The organism is Mycobacterium rhizamassiliense (genome assembly GCF_900157375.1).
GTDB lineage: Bacteria > Actinomycetota > Actinomycetes > Mycobacteriales > Mycobacteriaceae > Mycobacterium > Mycobacterium rhizamassiliense.
Genome location: NZ_LT721901.1, coordinates 4,062,569 through 4,078,510, shown reverse-complemented (window position 1 = coordinate 4,078,510; position 15,942 = coordinate 4,062,569). Strand labels below are relative to the sequence as shown.

Genomic DNA, 15,942 nt, shown 5'->3' with positions numbered 1-15,942 from the left:
ATCCTCTGCATTCGCGCCTAGCCGCCGAGCGTGCCTTCGGTCTTGAGTATGTCGTGTGCCTGACTCATCATCTTCCGGATGATCTCCGCGGCCGGTGCGGTACCGCGAACCGCGCCAACGCCTTCGCCGGCCGGGTAGGCCATCGACTCCCAATCGCCGCTCGTTTCCGGCGTGGGCGGCAGCGCCGACCTGACCGGCAGGTCGTACGGCATGTTTGCCGAATGCGGAAATAGTCGCGTTCGGCCGATGGTGCCGGACTGAGGCGGATCTGCCCCGTGCTCATCGGCTTCCGCGCCCCGCACGGCGGGGGTGGCAAGAAGGCGATAGGGCTGATCAGGCCATTCTGGCCCGAAAGCGTTGGTGCGCAGTGTTATTCCTGACGAATCAACGAGTCGACGCTGGTATTCAGGATGGGCGTTGGCTTCCTCGGCCACAACCAACGAGGTGCCCACCCACACCGCGTCAGCACCAGCACCCAGAGCGGCCGCGGCGGCGATTCCATTCGAGATGCCCCCCGCTCCCAGCAAGAGCAGATCGGGCCAGGTGTGCCGGATGGCGCGAAGTAGCTCGTGCAATGGGATGCGTCCGCGGGCATGACCGCCGGCCTCGCTTCCCTGGGCGACAATTCCATCGACCCCGAGACTAATTGCGGCGTAGGCGATTTCGAGGGAAGAGGATTGCATCCACACGCGTATTCCGGCCGCGCGCAGCCTGTTGACCCAGGGGGCCGGTGGCGGGTCATGATGAAACACGACCAGGGGCACGTCCAGCTGGACACACGCATCGATATGGGCGTCCGTGCTGGCCGGCCCCAGCCCAATTTCTGCACAGATGAGGTCGACACCAAACGGCCCAGACGTCAATGCACGCAACCGTTCCACCATGACGGCGAGGCTGTCGGCAGGATCGGGCGAGGCTCCCAATACTCCCAATCCCCCGGCATTCGTCACCGCCGCGGCGAGCCGCTCGTGCGCGACGAATCCCATGCCCGCGCCGACGAAGGGATACCGGACCCCGTATTCCTTGGTGAACCGAGCCGGAAAGACGGAAACGTCGACATCCGGTCCGCGGGGTGAGTCGGACATACCTACTCCTCACATAGTCCGATTCGGAGTATTGTCACCCGTGCCTCGCCGACAGTTGAGTCCGACGTCCTATGCACTCCTTGGGCTTCTCGCGATCCAACCGTTCACGACTTACGAACTGGCGCAACAGATGGACCGCACCCTGTCCTGGTTCTGGCCTCGCGCCGCCAGCATGATCTACGAGGAACCCAAGAAGCTGGTGGAAGCGGGCCTGGCCACCGCGCAGGTCACGTTCACGGGCAAGCGACGCAGCACGGTTTACGAGATCACCGACGCGGGCCGCGCCGCGCTACAGAACTGGCTGGACTCGCCCGCCGGTGGGATGCGCATCGAATTCGAAGCCATGATCAAGGTCGCCTTCGCCGACGCCGGCGATCTGGGTCAGCTCCGCAAGACCGTGCGCGATATCAGAGCCGACGCGGAGGATCGACTCGCTGAAATCCGGGACAGATCGGCGCAATACGCAACGACGGGCGGCCCATTTCCGGACCGACTGCCAATCGCCGCGATCAGCGGGGCACTGCTCATGGGTCAGTACGAGGCTCTGGTGCGATGGACCCAGTGGGCCGAAGACGCGATCGCGGGATGGAGCGGGGTCACGCCGGCATCCGGCGCCACCGTGCCGCCTCATGCTTTCACTTCCGGATGGCCAAGCTAGGCGAGCGAATTCCCCGGATTACCCTGCGGGACAACGGTTTAGGGCCCGTCGACGTCGGCTGCCTCGCCGTGGGACGGGGTGCCGCTCCCGGTCATGACGTCCATCAGGCCCTCTTGAAAAGTGAGCCACTTGGGCCGGCTCGCGGCGTCGGCAGCGGGCGCCGCCTCGGTTGTCGCGGTGCCCGTGGGCCAACCAGACGGCACCGCCAGCGACCCCAGGGAAGCCGACATGCCCAGGGCCTCGCACGCCACGGTCACACTGGAGAAGTCGCCAAACGACGGCAGCCCCTCAATCTTCCGATGCCGTCCCATGTCTCGTAGCCCTCTGTCCTGAGCGTCCGATCCGGATTTTGGACGAGCGTATAACAAGGGGGCTGTGCACGTACGGCTATTGCGGCAGCTCCGCACCGCGCGTCTCGGGCGCGAGCGGAATGATCAATAGCCCGATGCCGAAAGCGACGGCCGTCAGTGCGACCGGCAAGCCCAGCGTATGGGTGTGCAACACCGCCGCGCCGAGCAAGAAGTTCGCGCCCGCGCCGACGAACCGGCCGAACGACGTGCAAAATGCGAACGCCGTCGCGCGTACCCGCGTCTCGAACTGCTCGGGCAGCCAAAGGCTGAACAGCGCGAAGTTCCCGCCGAAGAACCCGAGCACGAACAGCCAGGCGATGAACGGCGCCAGGCCGTTGGGCAGGTAGAACGCCCAGCCAAAGCTGCCCACGATCGATACGGCCATCCCCGCGAAATAGATCGCGGCCGTCTTCCTGCGGCCGATCCGCTCCGCGACGATCGGCACCGCCAGGCACCCCAATATCGTCCCGATCGACAACAGCCCGGTGGCCCATGACGCGGTCTTGGTCGCGTCGCCCTTGCCCAGGCCCGCGTGCTGCGCCAGCTGGATTACCGCCGTTGGTTCATAGACCGTGCCCGCCCACAACCCCAGGATTGCGATCGTCACCAGCGCGCAGGCCACCCAGGTACGACGGCGGTAGCGCGGGCTCAGGATTTCGCGCAACGGCTTCACGTGAGATTTCGCCGCGTCCGCCGCCTGCCACTTCTCGGTCTCCTTCACCCGGGTCAGGATGAGAATCGCGACAACGATCGGCACCGCACCGGTTAAAAACATTGCGCGCCAACCGAAATGAACGCCGATCGTGTAATTCAGCGCCGCCGCCAAAAAGAAGCCGGCGTAGTAGCCGGTCTGCAGGAGTCCGGCCCCCATCTTGCGCCGGTCCTCCGGCCACGCCTCGGCGACATAGGTTCCCGCAAGCGCCCACTCACCGCCGATTCCGATGCCCGCGATGAAGCGGAAGGAGGCAAGCTCCCACACGTTCTGGGCCATGGCCGAAAGCCCGGTGAAGATGGCGAAGGTGAAGATCGTTGCGGCCAGGACCCGGGTGCGGCCGAAGCGGTCGGCGATCGGTCCCCAGATGAACGACAGGCCCCAGCCAACCAGGAACAGGGCGAACAGGATCGACCCCGCGAGCCCGACGTTGCCCGAGGTGGCGGCGAAGCCCGAACGTGGCAGCAGCTCGGTCAGCGCGGGGGTTAGCACGAGCGCGTAGATAAACGAGTCCATCCCGTCGAGGGTCCAGCCGGTCCACGCGCCCCAGAACCCGGCGATCTGCGAACGATTGAGCGGCGTGCGACGTCGCGCCGGCGCCGATTGCTCTGTCGTCGAACTCATTTGGTGCCTCCGCTGGCATCCGAGCGCGAATCGGTTCGGCGGTTGCGGCCGTCCCGTGGGTCCGATTGTATATAATATAGTGATGGGCGTAACAGGCAAGTCCTCGTCTGGTGTGCTACCTCCCGCGCTGTCCCTCGCCGAGCGCGGCAGTACGTCGCGCATGGTGGCGAACACGCTGCGCACCGCGATCGTCGACGGGACGCTCGCCCCGGGCACTCCCCTGCGCCAGGATGCGATTGCGAGACATTTCTCCGTCAGTGCGATTCCCGTCCGCGAAGCCTTGCGCCAGCTCGAAAGCGAGGGCTGGGCGAAAGTCGAGATGAACAAAGGCGCCACGGTCGCGCCACTGTCCGCCGACGAGGCACGGGAAATCTACGAAATACGCGCCGCGCTCGAAAGCCTGGCAATCGGCATCGCAATACCCGCGCACACACCCGCCTCGTTGCGCCATGCGGCGGCGCTATGCAAGGCGGCCGCGGCCGAAACCGACCCCTCGCTTTACGTCGCGCGCAATGAGGCCTTTCATCTGAGCCTCTACGAGCCCGCCGCCCGGCCACAGCTGTTCGAAATGATCAATGCGCTGCACGGCCGCGGCGAACGCTATCTGCGGCTCAAATTCGGGCTGCCGTCCTACAAGGGCGAGTCGGACCGCGAGCACGCGGCGCTACTCAGGGCCGTGCGGCAAGGCGACATCGCCCAAGCGCAAGCGCTTGTCACCGAACACCTGCTCGGCACCGGCGAACTGCTCTATGCCTTCTTGCGTCAGGCCGGCATGGAATCTGCGCCGGCCCGTTAGGCCACTGGCGGGCCTAGGATTTCGCACCCAAATCGCGTCGCCAGTTCTGGGATCTGGTCGGCCGGAGTGCGCGCCACCTGGTAGGCGATCTGCTCGAATCCTCCCGGCGTCAGGATCGCCAACAGTCGGCTTTCGCCGCGAGCGACGTTTCGCCAGCTGTGCGGCGAGTTGCGCGGAACCGTGATGCGGGTACCCGGCATCGCATCGAACACACTGCCGTCGACCGCGATTCGATATCGGCCGGCGAGCACCAGGAAGTGCTCCTCCTCGTTGCGATGCAGGTGGGTCGGCACTGCGCAGCCCGGCTGCGCCACCGACTCGATAACGGCGTAGGCGCCGCCCGTGCAGTGGCTATCGACGCGAATCGCCTGTCGTTCGCCCGGCGCTGCGGCCAGCCACGTGGTGCCGGGCATCTCGTCTTGCGTCATCGCGGCAATTTCTGCCCGAGTACCGTCGTCGTGCACCCGATCACCCGCCTTCGACCTGCCATGCCAGAGTCTGCCGCACCGTGCGGGTGGAGGCGATACCTGTGGGATAACCCCAGTCGAATGGATATTGCGGCGAAGGAAATGGGGTTTACGTCGCGCCAGGCCCGTCGAAGCCGAAAATCAGCGCTTTTCTCGATGGCGGCTCATGGGGGCGGTGAATCCGCCAGTGTCGTCGAAAAACGCCCACTGCCCGTCGTCGTTGACCTCCATGCGCCAACCCAGCTCGGAGCGGTCGCCAATCACGCCGATAAACCAGGTGTGGGCCGCATCGGCGTTGGCAAAATTGTTCGTCGCGACAACCGCGCCATGTGGGTCGATCGCTCGGAACTCGGGCATGGGATGAGATTAGCCCTTTCGATCGGCTTTCAATCGAGTTCGAAATTCCGCCGATCAGTGCCGGGACCGATTTAGACCGTGCGAGCCAACCGGTCCGCGAGCAATTCGGCGAACCGTGCGGGGTCTTCGAGCGCGCCGCCTTCGGCGAGGAGCGCGGTGCCGTACAGCAACTCCGCGGTCTCGGCGACCGTCGGATCATCGGCACGGTCCTGGTGCGCTTGACGCAGCCCGGTAACCAGCGGATGGCTGGGATTGAGCTCCAACGTCCGCTTCCCGACCGGAACCGCCTGCCCGGAGGCCTGGTAGATCCGCGCGAGCGCGGGCGTCATCCCGAAGGCGTCGGTGATCAGGCAGGCCGGCGATTCGGTGAGCCGCGACGACAGCCGCACCTCCTTGACGTGCTCGCTCAGCGTCTCCTTCAGCCAGGCCAGCAGGTCGGTGAATTCCTTTTCCTGCTCCTCGCGCTCGGCTTCGCTCTGTTCCTCGCCCGAGTCCAGGTCCACCTCGCCCTTGGCCACCGACTGCAGCGGCTTGCCGTCGAACTCGGTGACGTTTCCGACCCACACCTCGTCGACGGGATCGGTGAGCAGCAGTACCTCGTAGCCTTTCGCCTTGAACGCCTCGAGGTGCGGCGACTTCAGCAGTTGCTGACGCGTCTCGCCGGTGGCGTAGAAGATCTGCTCCTGGCCGTCCTTCATCCGCTCGACGTACTCGGCGAGCGTGGTCGCGTCCTCGTCGCTGTGGGTCGAGGCGAATGAGGAGATCCGCAGCAGGGCGTCCTGGTTGTCGAAGTCCGACAGCAGGCCTTCTTTGACGACGCGGCCGAACTGGGTCCAGAAGGTGCGGTAGTCCTCGGGCCGCTCGGACTGCAGATCCTTGATCGTGGACAGCACCTTCTTGGTGAGGCGACGGCGGATCGCGTTGATCTGCCGGTCCTGCTGCAGGATCTCCCGAGAAACGTTGAGCGACAAGTCTTGTGCGTCGACGACACCCTTGACGAAGCGCAGGTACTCGGGCATCAGCTGGTCGCAGTCGCCCATGATGAAGACGCGCTTGACGTACAGCTGGACCCCGACGCTGGCGTCGCGGTTGAACAGGTCGAACGGCGCATGGGACGGGATGAACAGCAGGGCCTGATACTCGAAGGTGCCCTCGGCCTTCATCGCGATGACCTCCAGCGGGTCATCCCAGGCGTGCGCGATGTGCTTGTAGAACTCCTTGTACTCCTCGTCGGAGACTTCTTCTTTGGGCCTGGCCCACAGGGCCTTCATCGAGTTGATCGTCTCGGTCTCGATGGTGACGACCTCTTCGCCACCTTCCTCGGCGGGTGGCGTGCGCCGCTCGACCTCCATCCGGATGGGCCAGGCGATGAAGTCGGAGTACTGCTTGACGAGGCCTTTGATCTTCCATTCCGAGGTGTAGTCGTGCAGCTCGTCCTCGGCGTCCTCGGGCTTGAGGTGCAGGGTGACCGCCGTTCCCTGCGGAGCGTCATCGACGGATTCGATGGTGTAGGTGCCCTCGCCGCTCGATTCCCACCGGGTGGCGTCACTCTCGCCGGCCTTGCGCGTCAGCAGCTCGACCTTGTCGGCCACCATGAACGACGAGTAGAAGCCGATGCCGAACTGCCCGATGAGTTCTTCGGAGGCCGCCTCGTTCTTTGCCTCCCTTAGCTGCTGGCGCAGCTCGGCGGTACCCGACTTCGCCAGGGTGCCGATCAGGCCGACGACCTCGTCGCGCGTCATGCCGATGCCGTTGTCCCGGATGGTCAGCGTGCGCGCGCCCGTGTCGACCTCGATATCGATGTGCAGATCGGAGGTGTCGACGTCCAGGTCCTTGTTGCGAAACGCTTCCAGCCGCAGCTTGTCCAGAGCATCGGAGGCGTTCGAGACCAACTCGCGCAGAAACGAATCCTTGTTCGAGTAGACCGAATGGACCATCAAATCCAGGAGCTGTCGTGCTTCTGCCTGGAACTCCAACTGCTCAACACCCGCATTCATGAGACCCGAATCTACCGGGCTCTACTCTGGACGGGTCAGCGTCACCGGTGAAGGGAAATCAGGTGTCTGTTGCTCAGCGTGAACGTGCCGCCCTTGTCGAAACCATGCGCAGCGTCGGGCCGGATGCGCCCACCCTGTGCGACGGCTGGAAGACCCGGGACCTGGCCGCCCATCTGGTGATCCGCGAGTACCGCGTCGACGCAGCGCCCGGCATCCTCATCCCGCGCTTCGCCGAGCACACCGCCAAGGTGCAAAACGAGGTCGCCGAACAGAGCCAATGGGAACAGCTGCTGGACAAGGTGGCGTCCGGCCCGCCGCTGTACTCACCGCTGAAGCTGCTCGACCCGGTGGCCAACATCGGCGAGATGTTCATCCATCACGAGGACGTGCGCCGCGCGCAGCCGGACTGGGAACCGCGCGTGCTCGAGCCCAAGCTGGCCAACAGCCTGCGCCGCACGCTGCCGCTGATGGCCCGCATGACGTTGGGGAGGGTTCCGGGTCGCGTCGCGTTGCGCACCACGGAGGGCAAGACGGTGCTGATCACGGGCCAGGGCCCGGCCGTCACGGTGACCGGCGCACCCGCGGAGCTGCTGTTGTTTGCGGTCGGCCGCCAGGCCAAAGTCGAGTTCGACGGCGATCCGACGGCGATCCAGGCCGTTCGAGATGCGCCCAAGGGGCTGTAGGCCGCTTCAGCCGTAGGCCTCGCGGAGCTCCTTCTTGATGACCTTGCCAAACTGGTTGCGCGGCAAGGCATCGACGATGACGAGCCGCTCGGGATGCTTGTAGCGGCTCAGCCCCAGCGAATGGCAATGCTGCACAAGGGATTCCAGCGTCACACCGTCGACTGAGTCCGGCACGACGACGGCGCACACCCGCTCGCCCGCGCTGGGATCGGGCACTCCGATGACCGCGACGTCGGCGACCGCGGGGTGGGCGGCCAGCACATTTTCGATCTCGAGGGCCGAGACGTTCTCGGCGTTGCGGATGATCGCATCCTTGATGCGCCCGGTGACGCGGACATTGCCGTCGTCGTCGATCAAGCCCAGGTCGCCGGTGCGCAGCCAGCCGTCAGCGTCGAACGCGTCGGCGTCGAGCGTGGCATCCGCGTAGCCCAGAAAGCATTGCGGCCCTTTGAGGCGCAGCTCCCCTTCCCGCCCGACGGGTAATTCGATCTCGCCGTCGCCGACCACGCGGACGCGGACCCCCGCAACGGGAGTGCCCACGGTGTAGTCGAGCACTTCCGGTGGGGCGTCAAGGGATGGCGAGGTGGCGACCGGGAATTCGGTCATCCCCCACGCGTTGGCGATACCGGCCATCCCGAACGTTTCGCGCACCTGCCGCCCCAGTTCGGCGGTGATGGGCGCGCCGCCCGCGATGCAACCCCGCAGCGAGCCGAAGAGCGGGCGGTCGCCGTGGGCTCGCTGGGCCTCCAGGAAGGCCACGAAAAACGGTGTGGCCGTGCCCAAGAACGTCGGGTTGTGTGCCGCGATGGCGAGCGGAGTTGCGGCCGGGTCGAAGACCTCGAACAGCGCCAGCCGCATCCCGGTCATCAGCGCGGCGGCCACCATCGCTGCCCCGCCGATGTGGGCGATCGGGAAGGCGATCGGATCCACGTCGTCGCCGGTGATGCCCATCGCGTCGACCATTCCGCGCGAGCCGGCGATCACCGTGCTGTCGGTGTGCCGGATGCCCTTGGGCGCGGCGGTGGTGCCCGACGAGTAGTAAATCCATTGGGCGTCGACGCTGGGCGGCGGCGCCAGCGCGTCGGTGCTCGCCTGGGGCAACCGGAGCTCGCCGGCGAGCGGCGGCGCCGCCAGGTCCAGGGTGATGACGTCGAATCCCCTGTCCGGCGCCAAGGCCCTGGCCAGCTCGCCGTGCCCGAAACCGCGCCAAAGCTCAGGAACCACAAGGGCTTCAGTGGACAGCTGCTTGGTGATGAAGCCGACCTCGCGTTCGCGCAGTATCGGAATGATGGGGTTCTGCACGGCGCCCAGGCGGGTCAACGCCGCCATCACCACGACGGTCTCCAGTGTGGTGGGCAGCTGCCAGGACACGACGGTTCCCGCACCGACCCCACGGTCGGCGAACGCGGCGGCCGTCGCGCAAGCGGCGTCGTGCAGCTGACGTGCGCTCAGGCTGCGGCCGTAGTCGTCGGAGAAGAGCGGCCGATCCGGTTGGCGCCGTGCCGCTTCGGCGACCAGCGTCCAGTAGGTGACAGCGGTCCCCTCGGTCATCCGGCCGACGGCTGCACCGGCGGGCGAAATCCGGAGTGCGCGATCGACACGGCGACCGCGGTGCCGACCGGACCTTTCTGATCCAGGACGACGGCGGAACCATTGGCAACGCCGTCATCGCTGTAGTGAGTGAGTGCGGCCAACCCGATGTAGGGCCCTTCGGGCAGTCGGCTCAGCGTCAGGGTGTAGTCGACGTTGATGAACTGCAACGCCTCGCTGCCCCAGTTGGCGATCGCGGCCGTGACGTCGGCGCACAACGCCGTGCGGGTGAACGCGCTTAGCGGTTCGTCTTCGAAGAGTGGACGTATTTCGTGTAGCCAGGTGTACTTCGGTCCCGAGGTGTCCCAATCGGGGTCGGGGTTCTGCAGCTTGCCGCCCCAGCCGTACGTCCGCAGGAAAAGCGTCGGGTTGGTCCCGTCCTCCTCGGTGGGCAGCGCCGGCATCTGCACCGGTTGCGACCACACTTGGCCGTCGGGTTGCGCGCCGCGCCGCAGAAACAGTGCGCTTGCGCGCGCGACCGTCTCGCCGCCTTGGACGAGATTCGCCTCGACCAGCCGCAATCGCCGGCGGTCGTGTTGCACGTGGGTGTGCACCTCGAACGGCTCCAGCCGAGCCGGCGCGGGCAGGTCGACCGTCAGCCGCGCGGGTTGCAACTCGGGGTCGTCGACCACGCCTTCGAGCGCGGCGGCCAGGATGCCGCCGACCACGTGTCCGCTCATCGACGGGCCCCAACCACCGCGGGCGATTGCCGTTGGCACGTAACGACTTCCGTCGCGCACGAAATACGGCATCGTCGCCAATGCGGCGTCGTCCGGCAGGATGTGGGGTTCGGTCACCATATGAGGCTCCGCGCGTACCGGACTTTCATGAAACTCCTGTTCTGAGGCATGCAACAGTAGATATTACAGTTCGCCTTCCCGCTTATATCTAGACGGGCTTATCTTTTCAGAAGCCTGGCGTTGATGGGTGAGGGCGGCCACACCGATCCAACCAAAATGCCAGGTCACGGGCTCGCCAACTTACAGACAGGTCCTGCAGGGGCCTGGCACAGCCGACGCATAGCCAAACTATTTAGCGTAGGTATCGGTTCGGGGGTTAACGCCCGCTGTAACCACTACGAGAAAGTGGGGGGAAATGAGACTCAATCAACTGATTGCTTCAGGAACCATCGCCGGCGCACTTGGCGCGGCTGCACTTGGCATGGGCGCAGGCTTCGCAAACGCCGCGCCAGGATCACCGCCTCCGGCACCGGCCGGTGGGCACAGCGCGCCGGCCGGCATCCACGCCCCGACCGGGCCCAACGACCCCGGCGGTCCGGGTGGACCTGGCGGTCCTGGCCCGGGTGGGCCAGGTGGCCCCGGCGGCCCGAACGGACACGGTCCGGGCGGACCCGGTGGTCCTCCCCCGGGCGGACCCGGTGGGCCTGGCGGTCCCGGCGGACCCGGACACCCAGGTGGCCCGGGATGGCAGGGCGGCCCGGGCGGTCCCGGTGGACCGGGTGGTCCCGGCGGCCCCTGGCACGGCGACGCACAGCGTGGCTACTTCCACGGTGCCCCGTGGGGCGACGGGCCTGGCCCCTGGGGCTATGGCGCACCGCCGCGTCCGGCCTGGGATCGGCCGCTCCCGCCGCCTGGCGGGCCATGGAACTACGGCCCGATCGACTACTACGGCTACCAGGAGACGCCCGTCTGGAATCCTGCGTTTAACCAGTTTGGCTTCGACTTCTTCGGAGTCTGGATTCCGCTGTAAACAATCGACCACGACGCCCGCTTCGCCGCTTGGCGAGGCGGGCGTCGTGCTGCGGCCGGTACGGCGACGAAAAGAGTTTTACACTTCTCGCGTGAATCCGCGGATGCGCCGCCTAGTTACGATCCTCATCGTCGCGGCGTTGGCCGCGGGCTGCGCGTCGGCGCGCGCGGCCGGCCCGCGCACCATCACGCTGACGCTGGTGCGGCACGGCCAATCCGCCGGTAACACCACGGGTCTGATCGACACCTCGACCCCCGGCCCCGAACTCACCCAGAAGGGTTGGTGTCAAGCAATACTCGCGGCCCCGCAATTGGCCGCCAATCACTACGACGGTGTCTACGCCTCGACCATGATCCGCGCCCAACAGACGGCCACGCCGACGTCGCAACTGTTGGGCGAACCCATCACCGTGCTACCGGGACTGCGGGAGATCGAGGCAGGCCAGTACGAGAACACACCCGAGACCAACATCGTGCAGACGTACTATGCCGCCCCGCAACGATGGCTGCAGGGCGACCGCGGTGCCCGGATACCGGGCTCGATGGACGGCAACGAGTTCGAAGCACGCTTCAATCAAGCGGTTCAACAGATCTATGACAGCGGCCAGCAGAACCCCGTCGCGTTCGCGCATGCCGCGGCGATGATGCTGTGGGTGCTCATGAATGTCCGAAACCCTGACATGTCGTTGATCAGAACCAAGCCGCTGCCCAACGTGGGCCACGTGGTGCTGACCGGAAATCCTTCGGACGGTTGGACGTTGACCGAATGGGATGCCGATCCCTCGCCCTGCTAACCCTTGAGGCCGACGGTGATCAGGTCGGACACGATCCGCGTCCACGGTGGCCGCGGGATGCGATGTTGATCGCTGATCGCAAAACCGGCGCCCTCGAACAACTCCCGCATCTCCGCCGGGGAGGCGTTGTGCTGCGGCTTCCACTTACTGTCCGCCGACGATTGCAGCTTCGGTTGCCGCGTGCTCAGTGCCGAGACGGCCACTAGCCCACCGGATCTCAGTACGCGATGGAATTCGCGCAGGGCCGCCGGCTGGTCGAAGAAGTGAAATGCCGAAGTGGTCACGACGGCGTCGAGCGCGCCGTCGTCGAAGGGCAGCTGCTCGGCGGGTGCCCGCAACCAGGCCACTCGGTTGGACCTAGACCGGGCCTGGGCAAGCATCCCGTCCGACATGTCCACACCGTGAATCTCGTCCGGATGTAACTCCCGCTCGATCCGGTCACTGAGAATGCCTGTCCCGCAGGCAATGTCAGCGATTTTCCGGGATCCGTGCTCGCGCAGCTGCGCGATCACCTCGTCGTGCGGCGGGCGGTAGACCCATCGCTGCAGGAACGGCAGGTCGTAGGCCGGGGCCAGGAAGGTCCACATCCGGGTGACCGCGTTGTTGAGCCCCCGGCGTTGCGCTTCCGTCATGTGCTCAGCTCCCCTCCAGCCGACGCCGTACCTGGCTAGCCTAAGCCCAGTCCGGAACCGCCCAGCGAGCCGGCAAGACGTCTAGTGGTGCCCTGGCAGGCCGGGCCCACCCGGGCCGCCGGGGCCACCGGGGCCGCCAGGTCCCCCAGGACCGCCTGGTCCACCCGGTCCGTTTGCGGCCGGGGCCAAGAAAACACATTCGTTCAGATCAACGCTCCACCCCCAGCCCGGGGCGCACACGCCGTCGGCCCGGCTGGTCGCCGGGGCGCCCAGTACGGTCAGCGGCGACGCGGCCAGCCCAAGGATGAACGCCCCGACCCCGCAACACCGTAGGAAGTGCCTCATTGCAGACCTCACTGTCGTCATCTCCCCCTAGATCGGCGAACGAACGTCCAGTATCAACCGGAGCACTGTGATGTATCGCCCAAAATCGAAAATCGGGCGAACGGCGCGTCACGCCCGCAACCAGACAAAACACCGGTAAATGCTTATGTCAGAGAGAACCCTCAACCAACGCCAATGCAACCCAGGATGTCGCCGAGCAAATTAGCCAAGCAGCGTCGCAATCTGGCTTATTCTGCATTCGGTATCCGCACCCGACAGGTGAAGGAATGTTGTCACTGACACCGAAGCGATTTGCGGTGGTTGTGTTGGCGACTGTCGGGTTGCTCGTCTACGGCGGGCTGCTGTTGACCGCGAGTGCCGCTTCTGAGCGCGCACTCACCGGCGCGGTCGGACTCTGGATTTCGAGCGTATTCGCCAACGGCTGCGCGGTGGTCGCCGCCCGCGCCGCCCGGGGCCGACAACGTCTCGCGTGGACGATTTTTAGTATCGGGTTGGCCGGCTGGACCGCCGGCCAGGCCGTGTGGTGGTACGTCAGCGCGGGCGGCATTCCGCCGATGGCCAACATCTCGGCGGCCAACGTGGGCTACGTCGTGTTGCCCCTCTGCGCGTTGGCCACCGCGGTGGCAATTCCCAGCCGCGAGGACACCCGATTTGGGGTTGGCCTGCTGCTCGACGGCATCCTTGTCGCGGCGTCGCTGTTCGTTGTGTTGGCCATTCTGGTGGCGAGCCACTTCGGCCAGCCCACGCGAATTGTCAGCCTCCCGCGGATGACGCTGGCCGTCGCCACGGCCGTGTACCTGGGGCTCGTGGTCATGTCGGTCATCACCCTCCGCAAAGCCGACGCGGGCCCCAGACTCTCAACGACGCTAATGACGCTGGCGTGGACGGTGATCGCGGTGGCCGGGTTCATCCGCATCTGCAACGACCATCCCGAACAGGTGCCCACAAACCTCGTCATCCTGGGGTGGGCTTGCGGAATGTACTTCATGTCGCTGTCCGCAATTACGTCACGGCCAGGGCCGAACCTCGACCTCGGTTTCTCTCAGCCATCAAGGCTGTCGACCTGGCTGCCATATGTACCCGTCTTGCTGGCGATCGTCGTTGCGACTGTGCACTTTTGGCCCGAAGACCGGGGCGAGGCGTTCATCTTCGGGGTGTGGGTGCTGTTGTTCCTCACCACGTTGACCCGGCATCTGCTTCTGCTGAACCGGAAGGGAAGTCTGCTCACCGCAGTAGCCGACGCCGCGCTGCGGGATCCTCTGACCAGGCTCGCGAATCAGAGACTGTTCGACGATCGGCTGGCGCATGCGGTGCGGCTACACGTGCACCATGCCATTCCGGTCAGCGTGCTGACGGTCAGCGTCGACGACTTCAAACTGGTCAACGATTCGCTCGGCTACGCCGTCGGGGACGAGCTGTTGCGCAGCGTCGCTGCGCGCATCCAGGCCAACATCCGGGCCAACCACACCGTCGCGCGGATGAGTGGCGATGAGTTCGCCATCCTCGTCGAGGACCGCCCCAATGTTGCCCTGCAGGTGGCGGAAGGGCTGGCTCTGTCCTTCAACGAACCCCTCACCATCAAGGACCACCGCATCGACATTCGGTTGAGCATCGGCGTGACGTCGGCCGTGTCCGGGCTCGGCGCCCCGCTCTTGCCCGGCGATCTGCTCAAGCAGGCCGATGCCGCGCGCCACTGCGCCCAACTCGCGAGCTCGACCAACGTGCGGACATTCACCCCCGACATGGATGCTCAGCTCGAGGACGACCCGGCGCACGACGATGCCATCGCCCGCCTGCAACTGTTGGGAGAGCTGCGCCGCGCCATCGACGACGGTCTGCTGACCCTGCTCTACCAGCCGAAATTCACCATGCTGACCGGTTCGGTCTGCGGTGTTGAGGCGTTGGTGCGCTGGCGGCACCCCCGCTTCGGCGTCCTGGAGCCCGCCGAGTTCTTACCCCTGGTCCGCGACCACGGATTGATGGACGCACTCACCGACCTGGTGCTGTCCCGGGCGGTCGCCGATGCCTCGGAGTGGTATGCGGCAGGCGCCGTCGTTCCGGTCGCGATCAACTTGTGGGCGCCCTCCGTCGACGAGGACACCCTGCCCGACCGCATCCTGTCCGTGCTCGACGCGCACGCGATGGCACCCAACTCGCTCACCATCGAGATCACCGAAGATCTGTTGGTGGCGGACCTTTCGAAGGCCCGCACGGTGCTCAATCGCCTGCGCGAGGCCGGCATCCGAGTGGCGATCGACGACTTCGGCAGTGGCTACGCGACTCTCACCTATCTGCGCGAGCTGCCGATCGACGACGTCAAGCTCGATCGGCAATTCATCGCGCCGATCGTGCACGACGAACGCGCCGCGACCATCGCCCGCTCGATCATCGAGTTGGCCAGGGCCTTCGGCATCTCATGCATTGCCGAGGGCGTCGAAGACTGGGAAACGGCCCAAAAACTCAGGGAATTCGGCTGCGATGCCGTGCAAGGAAACTTCTTCTCGCGCCCGTTGCCCGCGTCCGAGATCCCGGACGTCGCGCCGAGCGGGCAACTTATGGCGCAGTAGCGACCGCGCGACAGACCAGCTCGGCAAGGTTGCGGCAGTACTCCTCGTCGACGGGTTCGCCGGTGAACAGTTCGCGCATATTGATTGGTGCGAACAACAACTCCAACAGGCTGAGAGCGTCGACCCCGTCCCGTAATTCGCCGCGTTCCCGGGCACGTTCAACGACGACGCGCAGATTGTCCGAGCGTGCCCGCCAGGCTTCTTTTCGGATGCGCGCCGTCGGAAGGTTGGGATTGGCGATGATGTGGGCGAGCTGCAATCCGCGTCCGGTCTCCGACGTCACGTAGTCGGCCATCCAGGTCGCCAGGGCCAGCAGGTCGGTATGCAGCAAACCCGTGTCGGGTAATTCGAATCTTTCTGTACTGGGCCAGCCGAGCAGCACTTCCAACACCAGCCGGTCGGCGGTTGGCCAATGCTGCTGAATCAGCTCCGGATCCAGCCCGTGTCGGTCCGCCAGCGCCACGATGCTGAAACGGTCCACACCCCAACGGATTAGTTCGTCACAGGCCGCGTCGAGTACGCGCTTACGAAAGTCCTCCGGCACGGGCACGTCAGCCGACATGCGATTCTGGCACC

At 65.8% G+C, this 15,942-nt stretch carries 17 protein-coding genes; 6 read left to right on the top strand and 11 right to left on the bottom strand.

Annotated features, from left to right (window positions below; translation table 11 throughout):
• Positions 1 to 17: 17 nt before the first annotated feature.
• The gene (locus MRAB57_RS19680; protein WP_077088832.1) at positions 18 to 1,085 is read right to left on the bottom strand and encodes an NAD(P)H-dependent flavin oxidoreductase; all 1,068 of its coding nucleotides are present in this window, start codon (positions 1,083 to 1,085) and stop codon (positions 18 to 20) included.
• On the opposite strand from MRAB57_RS19680, the gene MRAB57_RS19675 reads away from it, so the two are divergent.
• Positions 985 to 1,743 (top strand): PadR family transcriptional regulator, encoded by a 759-nt coding sequence (locus MRAB57_RS19675; protein WP_083743467.1) that lies wholly within the window; start codon positions 985 to 987, stop codon positions 1,741 to 1,743. The two genes, MRAB57_RS19680 and MRAB57_RS19675, sit on opposite strands and share 101 nt — an antisense overlap.
• Positions 1,744 to 1,781: 38 nt before the next feature.
• Here MRAB57_RS19675 and MRAB57_RS19670 read toward each other — a convergent pair whose 3' ends face one another.
• Positions 1,782 to 2,054, bottom strand: coding sequence for a hypothetical protein (locus MRAB57_RS19670; protein WP_077088830.1), 273 nt, complete (start codon positions 2,052 to 2,054; stop codon positions 1,782 to 1,784).
• A 76-nt stretch (positions 2,055 to 2,130) separates the two neighbouring features.
• Positions 2,131 to 3,603: an MFS transporter gene (locus tag MRAB57_RS19665; protein WP_216823750.1), complete on the bottom strand. Its 1,473-nt coding sequence runs from the start codon at positions 3,601 to 3,603 to the stop codon at positions 2,131 to 2,133.
• On the opposite strand from MRAB57_RS19665, the gene MRAB57_RS19660 reads away from it, so the two are divergent.
• Complete coding sequence (locus tag MRAB57_RS19660) at positions 3,590 to 4,225, top strand: GntR family transcriptional regulator (protein ID WP_216823749.1); 636 nt, start codon at positions 3,590 to 3,592, stop codon at positions 4,223 to 4,225. The two genes, MRAB57_RS19665 and MRAB57_RS19660, sit on opposite strands and share 14 nt — an antisense overlap.
• Here the strand turns inward: MRAB57_RS19660 and MRAB57_RS19655 are convergent.
• The 3 genes from MRAB57_RS19655 to htpG all read right to left on the bottom strand — a co-directional run bounded on the left by MRAB57_RS19655 (position 4,222) and on the right by htpG (position 7,046).
• Entirely contained in the window at positions 4,222 to 4,653 is a 432-nt protein-coding gene (locus MRAB57_RS19655) for a cupin domain-containing protein (RefSeq protein ID WP_077088827.1), read from the bottom strand. The two genes, MRAB57_RS19660 and MRAB57_RS19655, sit on opposite strands and share 4 nt — an antisense overlap.
• 180 nt (positions 4,654 to 4,833) lie before the next feature.
• A complete protein-coding gene (locus MRAB57_RS19650; protein WP_077088826.1) occupies positions 4,834 to 5,049 on the bottom strand; it encodes a hypothetical protein in 216 nt (71 codons plus the stop codon).
• A 71-nt stretch (positions 5,050 to 5,120) separates the two neighbouring features.
• Entirely contained in the window at positions 5,121 to 7,046 is a 1,926-nt protein-coding gene (htpG, locus tag MRAB57_RS19645; protein ID WP_077088825.1) for a molecular chaperone HtpG, read from the bottom strand.
• Positions 7,047 to 7,108: 62 nt separating this feature from the next.
• On the opposite strand from htpG, the gene MRAB57_RS19640 reads away from it, so the two are divergent.
• Positions 7,109 to 7,729: a TIGR03085 family metal-binding protein gene (locus MRAB57_RS19640; protein ID WP_077090707.1), complete on the top strand. Its 621-nt coding sequence runs from the start codon at positions 7,109 to 7,111 to the stop codon at positions 7,727 to 7,729.
• Positions 7,730 to 7,735: 6 nt separating this feature from the next.
• Here MRAB57_RS19640 and MRAB57_RS19635 read toward each other — a convergent pair whose 3' ends face one another.
• Positions 7,736 to 9,280, bottom strand: coding sequence for a class I adenylate-forming enzyme family protein (locus MRAB57_RS19635; RefSeq protein ID WP_077088824.1), 1,545 nt, complete (start codon positions 9,278 to 9,280; stop codon positions 7,736 to 7,738).
• Positions 9,277 to 10,119 carry an acyl-CoA thioesterase domain-containing protein gene (locus MRAB57_RS19630; protein ID WP_173813948.1) on the bottom strand — a complete coding sequence of 281 codons (843 nt, stop codon included), beginning with the start codon at positions 10,117 to 10,119 and terminating at the stop codon, positions 9,277 to 9,279. Before MRAB57_RS19630 ends, MRAB57_RS19635 begins: the two co-directional genes overlap by 4 nt.
• 295 nt (positions 10,120 to 10,414) lie before the next feature.
• On the opposite strand from MRAB57_RS19630, the gene MRAB57_RS29260 reads away from it, so the two are divergent.
• Positions 10,415 to 11,029: a chitin-binding protein gene (locus MRAB57_RS29260; RefSeq protein WP_077088823.1), complete on the top strand. Its 615-nt coding sequence runs from the start codon at positions 10,415 to 10,417 to the stop codon at positions 11,027 to 11,029.
• A 103-nt stretch (positions 11,030 to 11,132) separates the two neighbouring features.
• Positions 11,133 to 11,822, top strand: coding sequence for a histidine phosphatase family protein (locus tag MRAB57_RS19620; RefSeq protein WP_077090705.1), 690 nt, complete (start codon positions 11,133 to 11,135; stop codon positions 11,820 to 11,822).
• On the opposite strand, the gene MRAB57_RS19615 is transcribed toward MRAB57_RS19620, so the two are convergent.
• Positions 11,819 to 12,454: a class I SAM-dependent methyltransferase gene (locus MRAB57_RS19615; protein ID WP_077088822.1), complete on the bottom strand. Its 636-nt coding sequence runs from the start codon at positions 12,452 to 12,454 to the stop codon at positions 11,819 to 11,821. The two genes, MRAB57_RS19620 and MRAB57_RS19615, sit on opposite strands and share 4 nt — an antisense overlap.
• Before the next feature lie 35 nt (positions 12,455 to 12,489).
• Positions 12,490 to 12,618 (bottom strand): hypothetical protein, encoded by a 129-nt coding sequence (locus tag MRAB57_RS29430; RefSeq protein WP_281254380.1) that lies wholly within the window; start codon positions 12,616 to 12,618, stop codon positions 12,490 to 12,492.
• A 447-nt stretch (positions 12,619 to 13,065) separates the two neighbouring features.
• Here MRAB57_RS29430 and MRAB57_RS19610 point away from each other — a divergent pair, with 447 nt between their 5' ends.
• Positions 13,066 to 15,366, top strand: coding sequence for a putative bifunctional diguanylate cyclase/phosphodiesterase (locus tag MRAB57_RS19610; RefSeq protein ID WP_077088820.1), 2,301 nt, complete (start codon positions 13,066 to 13,068; stop codon positions 15,364 to 15,366).
• Here the strand turns inward: MRAB57_RS19610 and MRAB57_RS19605 are convergent.
• Positions 15,353 to 15,928: a TetR-like C-terminal domain-containing protein gene (locus MRAB57_RS19605; RefSeq protein WP_077088819.1), complete on the bottom strand. Its 576-nt coding sequence runs from the start codon at positions 15,926 to 15,928 to the stop codon at positions 15,353 to 15,355. The two genes, MRAB57_RS19610 and MRAB57_RS19605, sit on opposite strands and share 14 nt — an antisense overlap.
• Positions 15,929 to 15,942 lie beyond the last annotated feature (14 nt).